The organism is Bombilactobacillus bombi (assembly GCF_013607485.1).
GTDB classification, from domain to species: Bacteria; Bacillota; Bacilli; order Lactobacillales; family Lactobacillaceae; genus Bombilactobacillus; species Bombilactobacillus bombi_A.
On record NZ_SCHP01000004.1, the window covers coordinates 34,107 to 47,010 of the forward strand.

Consider the following 12,904-nt stretch of genomic DNA (forward strand, 5'->3'; position numbering starts at 1 on the left):
AATATTGGCAAGTTTACAAATTCAAAACTTACAAGTAGCAGTCAATGATACTTTAATTTTAAAGGGTGTTAATTTAGAGATTAAAGCCGGAGAAATTCATGCTTTAATGGGACCAAATGGCACTGGAAAATCAACTTTATCAGAAGTAATTATGGGCAATCCACGTTATCAGATTATCGGTGGCAATATTTTGTTTAATGGCCAAGATTTGACTCAAATGACAGTTGATGAGCGGGCCCGCTCGGGATTGTTTTTAGCTATGCAGTATCCCCCGGAAGTTCCCGGGATATCTAACGCTGATTTTATTCATTCTGCTTTAAATGCGCGTGCACAAGAAAAAGCGGTGGCCGTTCTACCATTTTTGCAGGACTTACAACAGCAAATGCAATTTTTAAGTATTCCGGAGGCTTACGCAGAACGAGGACTAAATGCGGATTTTTCGGGCGGCGAAAAAAAGCGCAATGAAATTTTACAAATGTTAATGTTGCAGCCGCAACTTGCTATTTTAGACGAAATCGATTCCGGATTAGATATTGACGCTTTACAAGTTGTGGCTAAGGGTATTAATGCAATGCGCAGTTGCCAGTTTAGTTGTTTAATGGTCACTCATTATCAACGCTTATTGAATTATGTAGTGCCAGATGTTGTGCATATCATGATAGACGGAAAAATTGTGAAAACTGGCGGTTTTCAATTGGCTCAAGAATTAGAACAGACCGGATATGAGCATTTGCTCAAGGAATCAAATCATGAATGAATTACAGACATTAACGCAAAAATTAGTAGCGAACGCCTCTTGGCCGCAATATTTGGGCCTTCATTATCAACCAAAAATTTTTGAATTGCCAGCTTTAACGCAGACTAGTTGGCACTGGCAGGCTAGTAAGGCAACTTTAGCTCAAATTCAGCAGGCCGGAGGCCGCATTCAACGCTTAAATGAGCAGACAAATTGTGACTTATTGATGAATCTGGTGATTAATAACAGTCAGAATCGGTTCTTGGTAGAACACTTTCAACATTCTTTGATGGGATTAGAAATTTTTATACCAGATAATGTGACTATTACAGCACCCTTAAAATTGTTTGTTACTATTGAAGAATCAATTAATAGTACCCTAACATTATTGTTGCATGTGGGACAAAATAGTCAGCTATCTTTACAGATACAATGCAGTTATGGATCCCGGGTGCAACATGTTAGTGTGGTAGTTGCTGGTGAAATTGCTAATAATAGTCATATAAGATTGACCAATGTTTGGCAAAGTCTTCAAACTCTAAATTTGTCTTTTATAGGGAATTTAACCGCTAGTGCCGACAGCCAGTGTGCTTGGACACTTATTCCCCACAATCGTGGGCAAATGTTAGGACAAGCAGATATTGATTTAAAAGCAGCTGGCAGTCAAGCTGAGCTGAACGTTTTGCGTATTGCGGGAAAAGATACTACTGTAAATTTACAGGGGTGTATCAACCATCAGGCACCCCATACCACTAGTCATATTAATATGCGTGGCGTTTTAATGGATAATTCCCAAATTAATTTTACAAGTATCGGTAAAATTGCTCATGGCGCTCATGGCGCTAATGTTACCCAAGAAAGCCGATTGATGACTCTTGGCAAACAAGCTCTGGGCAGTGTTAATCCACTTTTATTAATTGATGAAAATGATGTCCAGGCGGGGCACGCTGCTAGTGTGGGGCGCTATAATGAAGAACAATTATATTACTTATTGAGCCGTGGTCTAACGATGGCGCAAGCACAGCAAATTTTAGTTTTAAATTTTATTAATCCAATTTTTAAGGATATAGATCGATCGCTCCAGCAGGAAGTTTTACAATATTTTATTCAAGCAAGTACTGAGGTCTAAAAAGTGACAAATTATGGTAGTACAGCCTATTTAGATAATGCCGCGACAAGTCCGACGCCACCAGAAGTTATTAAAGCTCTTGAACAATATTATGAACAGCAAAAAGTCAATGTACATCGGGGAATGTATCAGCTAAGTGCCCAAGTAACGCAACAATATGAATCTGTCCGTGTACAAGTCGCTCATTTTATCAAGGCAGCCTCGGAGCAAGAAATTATTTTTACAGCGGGGGCAACCGCTGCTTTAAATTTAGTTGCTTTTGGCTATGGGCTGTCACACTTACAGGCTGGTGATGAAATTCTAGTTAGTGTTCTTGAACATCATTCAAATTTGGTTCCTTGGCAGCAATTAGCCCGTTTAACCGGTGCTAAGTTGCGTTTTATTGGTATTAATGTTGCTGGAAACTTAGACCAAGCCCAATTGTTCAGTTTATTAAATTCGCATACAAAAATTGTAAGTTTAACCTTATTGTCGAATGTTTTAGGTAATTATCTTGAGATCGCCAAAATTGCTCCACGTGTTCATGCTGTGGGGGCTATTTTAGTAGTTGATGCAGCTCAAGCAGTTGCGCATTTGCCAATTGCTGTTCAACAATTACAAGCAGATTTTCTAGCTTTTTCAGGTCATAAAATGTTTGGCCCCACAGGCGTTGGGGTGCTTTATGGCCGAGCAGCATTATTACGGCAAATGCAGCCTACTAGTTTTGGCGGTGAAATGATTGAACAAGTAAATTATCAAGGAGCGACTTTTTTGCCGGCACCGCAAAAATTTGAGGCGGGAACACCTAATATTGCAGGAGTTTTAGGCTTGGGAGCGGCAATTAGTTATTTAGAGCAAATTGGGTTTGCCAAAATTAAACAACAAGAGCAGCTATTGATGCAGCAATTGCTAACAGGCTTGCTAGAAATTGGTGGTATTCAGGTTTATGGATCTCAAAGGCCTGAGGATCATATTGGTGTTGTCAGTTTTAATCTGGATACCATTCATGCCCATGATGTTGCGACAATTCTTGATACTTTTGGAGTAGCAGTTCGAGCGGGTCATCAATGTGCTCAGCCCTTAATGCGGACTTTAGGTGTGGAAAGTGTAGTGCGCGCTAGTCTTGCTTTTACGAATCAAAAACAAGACATTCAACGTTTATTACAAGCGATTCTGGCAGTAAAGGAGATTTTATCATGATAGATGTACGCCAGTTATATCAACGAATTATTTTAGAGCATGCGCATCACCCCCATCATTTTGGTATACTTGATGACTATAATTACCAGCAAGTTTTACATAATCCTGATTGTGGCGATACGATTGTTGTATTTGCACAGATTAATGATCAGATCTTGCAGCAAGTGAGTTTTAAAGGGGAAGGCTGTATCATCAGTCAGGCATCTGCCAGTATGATGACTGATATTGTGATTGCGCAAGATTTAGCTGCTATTCACCAGTCTATTAGTGATTTTCAACAATTAATTATGGGGAAATTGTCAGCTTCCAAGAAATTAGGGGATGCTATAGTTTTTAGTAACTTGCAGCAATTTCCGACGCGTGTCCGCTGTGCTGCTTTAGCTTGGCATGCACTGCAGGCAATTATTGAGGAGGCCCAACATGGAAAAGTCTGAAATACCCGCAGTTAGAAATAATAATGAACGTGGCACTAGTGATAATTTTCAGCCACTTTTTTCGACAGGTGTTGGTATTAATGAAGCGACCATTAAACAAATCTCTCAAGCTAAACATGAACCTGCGTGGATGCTGGGATTGCGTCTGAAAGCTTATCAAATTTATTTGCAAAAGCCTTTGCCTAGTTATGGACCAAATTTATCTAATATTGATTTGGATCATATTAAATATTTTCAAAGAGCTACTGACCATGTGGCACGTAAATGGGATGAAGTGCCAGCCACTATTAAGCAAACCTTTGAACGGCTTGGAGTTCCTGAGGCTGAGCGGCAATATTTGGCCGGTTCTGCTGCACAATATGAATCTGAAGCTGTTTATCGTAATTTAAAACATGATTTAGAAGCACAAGGCATTATTTTTATGGACACGGATACTGCTCTCCAAAATCATTCAGAGCTAGTACGGCAATACTTTGGTAAGTTGGTTTCAGCTGATGATAATAAATTTGCTGCCTTAAATACGGCAGTTTGGTCAGGTGGGACTTTTTTATATGTGCCCAAAAATGTGCATGCTGATGTCCCAATTCAAAGTTATTTTCGTATTAATGCTGGGCGGACGGGGCAATTTGAGCGCACCTTAATTATTGTTGATGAAGGTGGCAGTGTTAACTATGTAGAAGGCTGTACGGCGCCTAATTATTCTGAGGATAGTTTGCATGCAGCGGTGGTTGAAGTTTTTGTTAAAAAGGGGGGCTATTGCCGCTATACAACTATTCAAAATTGGTCAACTAACGTTTATAGTCTAGAAACTAAACGGGCTCAAGCCCAAGCTCATAGTACAATGGAATGGGTTGATGGTAATTTAGGCTCAAAGGTTACTATGAAATATCCTAGTATTTATTTGGCTGGGGAAGGCTCTAGCGGGTCCATGTTGTCCATTGCTGCTGCTGGAGAAAATATGCATCAAGATACTGGAGCCAAGATGATTCATCTAGCACCGCAAACGCGTAGTTCAATTGTTTCCAAATCTATTTGTCATGACGGGGGTCGTGCTGATTATCGCGGTTTAATTAAATATGCTTCCACAGCTGCCCAAGCTCAAGCGCATGTTGAGTGTGATACCATTTTAATGGATAATAAAAGTTCCAGTGATACTTTCCCAGTAAATGAAATTGCTACTAGTGATGGAACAATTGAACACGAAGCCCGAGTATCGAAAGTTTCAGAAGAGCAGTTGTATTATCTGCAAAGTCGTGGAATTGATGAAGCAACCGCTACTCAATTAATTGTTATGGGATTTTTGGAGCCTTTTACTAAGCAATTACCAATGGAATATGCGGTTGAATTAAATCGCCTTATTCAATTTCAAATGGAAGGTAGTATTGGTTAGCAATAGATATTTAATAGTAGAAAATGGAAAAGTATATTAAATTTGGAACTTACTTTTACATTAAATAATAAGATTGAGATATAACGATTTTTAATTATTGTAATACTTTTTGTTATATGCTGAATTTGAAAGTGAGATAAAAATCATGTATCAGGATCTTCAAGGCAAAGTTGCTGTGATTACTGGAAGTTCACGAGGAATTGGTCGCTCAATTGCAGAACGTCTTGCTAAAGAAGGTATGCAAGTAGTTGTTAATTATCATTCCAATAGTGAAGAAGCCCAAGAAGTGATTAATTATATTCAAGACCAGGGAGGTCAAGCTATTGCCCAACAGGGCGATGTTTCGCTAGAAGATGACGTCCAATCCCTGTTACGGACAGCTTTGCATGAATTTGGGCGTTTAGACTTGTGGGTTAATAATGCTGGCGTTGAAAATTATCAACCTACTGAAAGAATGTCATTAAATGAATGGCAAAAAGTCATTGATATTAATCTTAATGGACTCTTTTTGGGTTCAATGGCTGCCATTCGGCACTTTCTCAAAAATAATCAGTATGGCAATGTCATTAATATTTCTTCAGTACATGAACGGATTCCCTGGCCTGGATTTACAAATTATGCCGTTTCTAAAAGTGGTGCAAAGATGTTTACCAAAACAATTGCCTTAGAATATTCTAAAAGAAAGATTAGGGTTAATGCCATTGCCCCTGGTGCAATTGATACCCCGATTAATGCGGAAAAGTTAGCGGATGCTACTAGTCAACAAGAGACTATTGATTTAATTCCAATGGCTCGTATCGGCAAAACACAGGAAGTAGCGGCCGCTGCTGCATGGCTCGCATCCCAAGAATCTAGCTATGTCACAGGAGAAACGATTTTTGTTGATGGGGGAATGACTTTATATCCTTCATTTGCTGAAGGTAAGGGATAATAACGAGCATTTTTAATTAAGTAAATTTGAATTTTATTATTTATATGAGAACTGAGGCGATATTTAGCGTCTTGATTCTTTTTTATTCAAAGGGAATATAGGCATTTTTAAACCAAATAAAAAGCATAGTTTATCTGGATGTTACAACCAATTAGCGGCTATTATAATGAAAAAATAGACTTTGAACTTATAGTAAATAAATTATAAGCGTAAGTGATATATAATTCTAAATTTCCACTGTTGATGAATCTTGATAAGATTGAATAATACATATAAATATTAAACACTTATTTCACAATCTAAAATGGTATAACTAAATATACTTAATCCAATAATGGTATTTACAAATTGGGCTTTTGTGCAGATTAATTGACTTTTAGACAGTGATAAGTTAATTTTAAATAAGTAAACGATTACAATATAAGGGCATTAAAATGGAGGTATAAAAGTGATTAAAAAATATATTTTGGCAATTGATGAAGGAACAACTAGTACCCGAGCCATCATCTTTGATAAAAAGGGTAATAAAATTACTGATGCGCAACGTGAATTTACCCAATATTTTCCTCATCCTGGCTGGGTTGAACATGACGCTAATGAAATTTGGAATGCTGTTTTATCAACAATTGCGAACTGCTTCATTGAATCCGGAATTAAACCAGAGCAGATTGCTAGTATTGGGATCACTAACCAAAGAGAGACGACAGTGATTTGGGATAAGAAAACTGGCTTACCAATTTATCATGCTATTGTCTGGCAATCTCGACAAACAGAAGCTCTTGCCGAGGAACTCAAAAAAGCGGGCTTAGCTAAAGAAATTCACCAAAAAACTGGTCTACTTATTGATCCCTATTTTTCGGCAACTAAGATTAGGTGGATTTTAGATCACGTACAAGGTTCACAAGAACGAGCCGAAAAAGGAGAATTATTATTTGGAACAATTAATACTTGGTTACTTTGGAAATTAACTGGTGGCGAAGTATTTGCAACTGATTATACGAATGCAAGCCGAACGATGCTCTTTAACATTCATAATTTGCAATGGGATGATGATATTCTTAAAAAACTAAACATCCCTAAAAAGTTACTACCAGAAGTCAAACCTAATTCCGAGATTTATGGATATACTAAGCAATACCATTTCTATGGTAGTTCCGTGCCGATTTCGGGGATGGCCGGCGACCAGCAGGCAGCACTCTTTGGTCAAATGGCATTTGAACCGGGCATGGTGAAAAATACCTACGGTACTGGAGCCTTTGTGGTTATGAATATCGGTAGTGAAGCCAAACTTTCCGAAAATAATTTATTAACTACTATTGCATATGGAATAAATAATAAAATAAGTTATGCACTAGAGGGTAGTATTTATGTTGCTGGATCTGCTTTACAATGGTTGCGTGACTCTCTAAAGATGCTTAATTCCGCTCCTGATTCTTATCAAGCGGCTATGGATTCTGATAATGATGATGAAGTTTATGTAGTGCCTGCTTTTACTGGATTAGGCGCACCATATTGGGATGCTGATGCTCGAGGAGCGGTTTTTGGATTGACGCGCGGAACTACACGAAATGACTTTATTAAGGCAACATTACAATCTATTGCTTATCAATCACGGGATGTTATCGATACTATGCGGGCTGATACTGGTGTTGACATTCCCTTACTTAAGGTTGATGGCGGAGCTGCTAATAATGATTATTTATTACAATTTCAAGCTGACATTATTAACACGCCTGTACAAAAAGCCCATGATTTAGAAACAACTGCCTTAGGAGCTGCGTTTTTAGCGGGTTTAGCTGTAGGATATTGGAAAGATCTTGATGAAATTAAGCAAGACTACACTGCTGGTAAAACATTTAAGCCACAAATGACTGCAAGTCGTCGAAATAAATTATACGCAGGCTGGCAAAAGGCTGTTGCTGCTACTCGATCATATAAACCTTAAGGGTGACAATAAAAATTAAGAACTCTTAAAAAATCTTAATCATTAATTACAAATCATATACTCGCTACCTGAAATTAGTTAAAGCAATATATCCAGTTTTTTTAATGTACTAAACTGGATTAAGAATTCTTGATATTTCAGTTATTATTGTTCAATTACCTGATTCTAAAAAAATATAAATATCTGATAAACGTCCTCTCTAAAAAGTCCGAGAAAAATTTATGGCGATATACTCAAATGAATTTCCCAAAAATGTCCCAACAAGTATTTTATCAAGCATAGATTTCAATGTTTTTACTTGAAATTATTAAAAATAAGTACGATTATCAAGCAATTTCAACTGATTATTTAAAAAGTTAGGATGGTCAATGAATGAATAGCTCAATAACAATGCAATTACTAGGAGAATTTTTGGGAACAACAATTTTAATTTTATTAGGTGATGGTGTAGTAGCCGGTGTTAATTTAAAAAAATCTAAATCTAACAATGCTGGTTGGCTAGCCATTACCTTAGGATGGGGCTTGGCGGTTACTTTTGGTGTATATTTCGTTGCTTGGATGAGTCCCGGACATTTAAATCCAGCAGTCTCATTAGCTATGGCAATTGCCGGCAAACTCTCGTGGAATTTAGTAGTTCCATATATGATCGCTCAAATATTAGGTGGGATTTTAGGAGCAATATTAGTATGGCTGAGCTATTATCCTCATTGGCAGGAAACCGAAGATTCTACTACTATTTTGAGTATTTTCAGTACTACTCCTGCTATAAGAAGCTATAGCGCTAATTTCTTTGTTGAATTAGTGGGCACTTTTGTTTTAGTTTATGGATTATTAGCTTTTACTAAGGGTAACTTTGTTAGTGGCCTTAATCCAATTGTTGCGGGTCTTTTAATTACTGTTATTGGGATTTCTTTAGGTGGACCCACCGGTTATGCCATTAATCCTGCACGTGATTTGGGGCCGCGAATTGCCCACCAAATATTGCCGATTGCTAATAAGGGAGGATCTGATTGGGCATATAGCTGGGTTCCTGTTTTAGGACCGTTAGGTGGTGGTGTTTTAGCAGCTTGGTTATTTAATATCTTGAGATAATAAATAATTGCTTATTAATATTCGAAATTTAGTATTTAAAAGAAGAATGCTACTTTACTATTAAGTCGAACTACAGGCGTGTGAACCTCATTAACAATTAATATTAATTAAGGAGTTAGGATTTATTCTCGTCCCAACTCCTTGTTATTTGATCGATTTATTGCTAGTAAATAATACAGTAAGATTTCTTTTAATATTAGATCTATAAAATACCTAATGAAAAATTATATTACAAAGATAACCAATAATGGACACTCACTTAGTTGCCATACATTAATAGATGTTGTCTTGCACATGTATTTTGTTTTTAGAATTATTTCTAACTTGACTTAGAGTATACTTTAAGGATTATTCTGAATTTACATTAAAAGTGGAGGTAATGATGATGGAAAAACAAACTGCTGGACAAGAACGTTTAGGTGATTTTGCACCACAATTTGCACATTTTAACGATGATATTTTATTTGGTGAAGTCTGGAACCGAGAAGACAAGCTTTCTGCACATGATCGATCGATGATTACAATTGCTGCCTTAATCGCCACCGGTAATACAGAGCAGCTGGAAGCACATTTACATTTAGGCAAAAAAAACGGTATTACTAAAGATGAAATTGTTGAAGAGATTACTCAATTAGGTTTTTATACTGGATGGCCCCATGCTTGGTCAGCATTTAATCGGGCTAAGGAAATTTGGAAAGATTAATAATAATTTTATTGTACCGATATACTTTTATGTAGAAAAATAAAGACAGTTAATTTCTATTTTCTAAAGAAAATTAACTGTCTTTTTTGAATACAAACTTATTAATGTCCTTTTGTTATTAAAGTATAAGTTAGAATGATTTGAGACTTTTTATTCAATTATTTCATACTGATCATCCAATAAGGAAACTGCCATGCGAGGCAGTTTTTGAAGGATGATTTTTTTATTTTTAGTGACAAAAATTGCTCCATATATATCTGGACGGTCTTGAGCCCAATTTGTTAAAGGACCATCAGCGAAAAAGAGGCGTTCAGTTTCAATTTCGCCATCAATTGATTTTTGGGAAAAAATAGTCACACTCGCAAGCTCATTATCGTGAGGATAACCAGTACGCGGATCCAAAATATGATGATAAGAATGGTTTTGAACCTCAAAATGACGCTCATAAATACCACTAGTTACTGCTGAACAGGCTCCCCAATGCACTGCTGCAATTGCCTGTCCACGTTGCGCTTGCGGATCTTGAATACCAATCGACCACTGACCATTAGCATGTAGAGGAGAAGCACCCATTAATAATAAGTTACCACCTAAATCAATCATTCCCGCAGATTTGCCCAGAGCCAGCCAGTAGTCTTGAATACGATCAGCAATATAGCCCTTCGCGATTGCTCCTAAATCTAGTTCCATACCATTTCGTTTTAAAAATACAGTTGAATTGTAATCATTTAAAATACAATCTGCTGGATTAGTTAGTTGCAGACGTTCTTGGATTTGTTCAGGAGTGGGGACATGAGCATTCGCAAAACCAATTCTCCAGAGTTTAACTAAGGGACCGATTAAAGCATTAAAACCAAAATTTTCTTGGCTAACTAAAATAGCTTTTTTTATTAGATTATAAGTAGCATCACTAACAACAACCGGATAATTTCCGGCTGCATGATTAATTTGCATCACTTCTGATTGCGCTCGATTGACTGTAAATAGATCTTCGTAATATTTTATTAATTCATTAGTTTTATCCAGTTCTTGATGATAAGGATTACCAAAAAGTGTAAGGTTAATTAGAGTTCCTAAGCCATAATAACTTTTTTGAAGTCTACTCATAGTTACGCCTAGTCGATCAATTTGCGAGCATAATCAGTAACAATTGTTTGACCATCTTTACGCATAACCGTAGTCAGACTAGAGTTGGCTGGGCCTTCGTGAACTTTAAAAGAACCATCACCATATTTCATTGCAACTGATTGGATAGTTGTACCATGGCTGACTAATAAGATTTTGTCATTTTCATGAGCAATATTATCGAGATATTCAAAGCCAGTATTCAGACGTTGCCAGTATTCAGCAGCATTTTCTGCATTGTGAAAAGGATCGGCTTCTTTCATGTAATCCTTAACCTTGTCCAAACCAACTTTTTCTGCTGCCTCTTGAAAGCTTTTTAGTCCATGGGGCTTTAAGGTCATATACCAAGCTTCAGTGGAAAACATTCCTTCGAAATATCCATAAAATTCTTCCCTGAAGTTAAGTAATTTGGTAGGATGCAATTTGTTTTTATTAATATTCGCATCAGTAATGATTTGACAAGTATCAATTGCCCGACGCGCATCTGAAGAAAAAGCTGCTGCAAACGGAACATCTTTGAGCTTTTGGGCTGCCTGGCGTGCTACTGCTTCACCTTCAGGAGTTAGCGGGCTATCAGACCATCCTTGCATCTTGTTATAGCGATTAAACCATGTTTGACCATGACGTAGCATGTAGATTGTATATGTCATCATTTCAGCCTCCAAAAATATTTTTAAGTAATATTATTCTATTTATAATTTTACCAAATATTTACTGATATAAACGCTCATAAATAAAAGTTATCACTTTCACAAAATTTGACTATAAGCATTTGTGAATAATATATTTAAGTTAGCAATTAGATGGTAACGATTACAAAATTGCCAATAAAATAATGGAGGAACTAATTATGACTCAATATCGTGTAGAAGAAGATACTTTAGGACCAGTGAAAATTCCAGAAACTGCTTTGTGGGGTGCGCAAACAGAACGCAGCCGTAATAACTTTCAAACTGGTGGTAAAATGCCGTTAGAGATTATTAAAGTTTTATTGCAAATTAAAAAAGCTGCTGCTATTGCGAACAAAGATGAACAAGCAATTGCTGCTGAAAAAGCAGATCTGATTGTAGCAGCAATTGATAAGTTATTAGCTTTAGATGATGAGCAATTACAAAAAGATTTTCCATTAGTAATTTATCAAACAGGATCCGGAACTCAAACTAATATGAATGTGAACGAAGTAGTGGCACATATGGCATTCCAGATCAATCCTGATTTAGAAATCTTGCCTAATGATGATGTTAATCATGGACAAAGTTCCAATGATATTTTTCCTACAGCTATGAATATTACAGCAGCAATTGAAGTACAAAAGTTAGAAAAAGCTGCGCAGCATTTAATTACTGAATTACAAAAGAAACAAAAACAATATTGGCGTGTAGTTAAGATTGGCCGGACACATTTACAAGATGCTACGCCTTTAACCTTTGGCCAAGAGGTTAGTGGCTGGGTAAGCATGGTAGAGCATGATTTAAATTATTTGCAACAGTTAGCTCCTACTTTAAATGAATTAGCTATGGGAGGAACAGCCGTAGGTACTGGATTGAACGCTGCACCTCATTTTGCTGATTTGATTGCTGATAAGATGAGCCAATTATATGGTATTGAATTTACGGCTAAAACCAATAAATTTTATGGTTTAGCAGCACATTCCGGCTTAAATGTTGTTCATGGAGCGATGAAGACTTTAGCAGCAGACTTAATGAAAATTGCTAATGATGTTCGTTTCTTAGGCAGTGGCCCTCGTGCTGGTTATAATGAATTAAATATTCCAGCTAATGAACCCGGATCCTCAATTATGCCAGGTAAGGTTAACCCTACTCAAGCTGAAGCTATTACTATGGCAGCTGTGCGTGTTATGGGTAATGATGTGGTTGTCGATTTAGCTTCTAGTCAAGGTAACTTTGAAATGAATGTTTATAAACCAGTGCTAATCAGTGCTTTCTTGGAATCAGCACAATTGTTAAGCGGCACCATGATGGGATTTGCTGATAAAATGATTGCTGGTCTGACGGTTAATGAAGAGCGGATGCAAGAATTAGTGGATAAATCTTTAATGACTGTGACTGCTTTATCACCACATATTGGCTACCATGACAGCGCCAAAATTGCCCAACAAGCAGAAAAAGAAGGATCAACACTTAAAGAAGCTGCAGTTAAATCAGGCAAAGTTACAGCAGAACAGTTTGATGAATGGGTAGTCCCAATTGAAATGACAAATATTGACCAAAATTAAGAGG

General features: G+C 37.0%; 12 protein-coding genes. 10 read left to right on the forward strand and 2 right to left on the reverse strand.

What is annotated here, in order from left to right; translation table 11 throughout:
• Positions 1-4 precede the first annotated feature (4 nt).
• The 9 genes from sufC (at position 5) to EQ827_RS02060 (ending at position 9,539) form a co-directional block, all read left to right on the forward strand.
• Entirely contained in the window at positions 5-757 is a 753-nt protein-coding gene (gene sufC, locus EQ827_RS02020) for a Fe-S cluster assembly ATPase SufC (protein ID WP_181189309.1), read from the forward strand.
• Positions 750-1,865: a SufD family Fe-S cluster assembly protein gene (locus EQ827_RS02025; protein ID WP_181189310.1), complete on the forward strand. Its 1,116-nt coding sequence runs from the start codon at positions 750-752 to the stop codon at positions 1,863-1,865. The genes sufC and EQ827_RS02025 overlap by 8 nt, the downstream gene beginning before the upstream one ends.
• Positions 1,866-1,868: 3 nt before the next feature.
• Positions 1,869-3,044, forward strand: coding sequence for an aminotransferase class V-fold PLP-dependent enzyme (locus EQ827_RS02030; protein WP_181189311.1), 1,176 nt, complete (start codon positions 1,869-1,871; stop codon positions 3,042-3,044).
• Entirely contained in the window at positions 3,041-3,478 is a 438-nt protein-coding gene (sufU, locus tag EQ827_RS02035) for a Fe-S cluster assembly sulfur transfer protein SufU (RefSeq protein ID WP_181189312.1), read from the forward strand. The genes EQ827_RS02030 and sufU overlap by 4 nt, the downstream gene beginning before the upstream one ends.
• Complete coding sequence (gene sufB / locus EQ827_RS02040; protein WP_181189313.1) at positions 3,465-4,868, forward strand: Fe-S cluster assembly protein SufB; 1,404 nt, start codon at positions 3,465-3,467, stop codon at positions 4,866-4,868. Before sufU ends, sufB begins: the two co-directional genes overlap by 14 nt.
• Before the next feature lie 145 nt (positions 4,869-5,013).
• Positions 5,014-5,799, forward strand: a complete 786-nt coding sequence (locus EQ827_RS02045; RefSeq protein WP_181189314.1) for a glucose 1-dehydrogenase — start codon at positions 5,014-5,016, stop codon at positions 5,797-5,799.
• A gap of 448 nt (positions 5,800-6,247) precedes the next feature.
• Positions 6,248-7,744, forward strand: coding sequence for a glycerol kinase GlpK (gene glpK / locus EQ827_RS02050; RefSeq protein WP_181189315.1), 1,497 nt, complete (start codon positions 6,248-6,250; stop codon positions 7,742-7,744).
• A 372-nt stretch (positions 7,745-8,116) separates the two neighbouring features.
• Complete coding sequence (locus tag EQ827_RS02055) at positions 8,117-8,836, forward strand: MIP/aquaporin family protein (RefSeq protein ID WP_181189316.1); 720 nt, start codon at positions 8,117-8,119, stop codon at positions 8,834-8,836.
• 382 nt (positions 8,837-9,218) lie between these two features.
• Complete coding sequence (locus EQ827_RS02060) at positions 9,219-9,539, forward strand: carboxymuconolactone decarboxylase family protein (protein ID WP_181189317.1); 321 nt, start codon at positions 9,219-9,221, stop codon at positions 9,537-9,539.
• Between the two features lie 150 nt (positions 9,540-9,689).
• Here the strand turns inward: EQ827_RS02060 and EQ827_RS02065 are convergent, their stop codons facing one another.
• Both EQ827_RS02065 and EQ827_RS02070 read right to left on the reverse strand, forming a co-directional pair.
• Positions 9,690-10,646, reverse strand: coding sequence for an FAD:protein FMN transferase (locus EQ827_RS02065; RefSeq protein WP_181189318.1), 957 nt, complete (start codon positions 10,644-10,646; stop codon positions 9,690-9,692).
• A gap of 8 nt (positions 10,647-10,654) precedes the next feature.
• Entirely contained in the window at positions 10,655-11,317 is a 663-nt protein-coding gene (locus EQ827_RS02070; protein ID WP_181189319.1) for a histidine phosphatase family protein, read from the reverse strand.
• 197 nt (positions 11,318-11,514) lie between these two features.
• On the opposite strand from EQ827_RS02070, the gene EQ827_RS02075 reads away from it, so the two are divergent.
• The gene (locus EQ827_RS02075; protein WP_181189320.1) at positions 11,515-12,900 is read left to right on the forward strand and encodes a class II fumarate hydratase; all 1,386 of its coding nucleotides are present in this window, start codon (positions 11,515-11,517) and stop codon (positions 12,898-12,900) included.
• Positions 12,901-12,904: the final 4 nt, after the last annotated feature.

Excerpts from the sequence above, each read along its gene's own strand:
- EQ827_RS02060 (WP_181189317.1), top strand. The coding sequence starts at position 9,219 with ATGATGGAAAAACAAACTGCTGGACAAGAACGTTTAGGTGATTTTGCA.
- EQ827_RS02075 (WP_181189320.1), top strand. The coding sequence starts at position 11,515 with ATGACTCAATATCGTGTAGAAGAAGATACTTTAGGACCAGTGAAAATT.
- sufU (WP_181189312.1), top strand. The coding sequence starts at position 3,041 with ATGATAGATGTACGCCAGTTATATCAACGAATTATTTTAGAGCATGCG.
- sufB (WP_181189313.1), top strand. The coding sequence starts at position 3,465 with ATGGAAAAGTCTGAAATACCCGCAGTTAGAAATAATAATGAACGTGGC.
- EQ827_RS02025 (WP_181189310.1), top strand. The coding sequence starts at position 750 with ATGAATGAATTACAGACATTAACGCAAAAATTAGTAGCGAACGCCTCT.
- EQ827_RS02045 (WP_181189314.1), top strand. The coding sequence starts at position 5,014 with ATGTATCAGGATCTTCAAGGCAAAGTTGCTGTGATTACTGGAAGTTCA.
- EQ827_RS02070 (WP_181189319.1), bottom strand. The coding sequence starts at position 11,317 with ATGATGACATATACAATCTACATGCTACGTCATGGTCAAACATGGTTT.
- EQ827_RS02055 (WP_181189316.1), top strand. The coding sequence starts at position 8,117 with ATGAATAGCTCAATAACAATGCAATTACTAGGAGAATTTTTGGGAACA.
- EQ827_RS02065 (WP_181189318.1), bottom strand. The coding sequence starts at position 10,646 with ATGAGTAGACTTCAAAAAAGTTATTATGGCTTAGGAACTCTAATTAAC.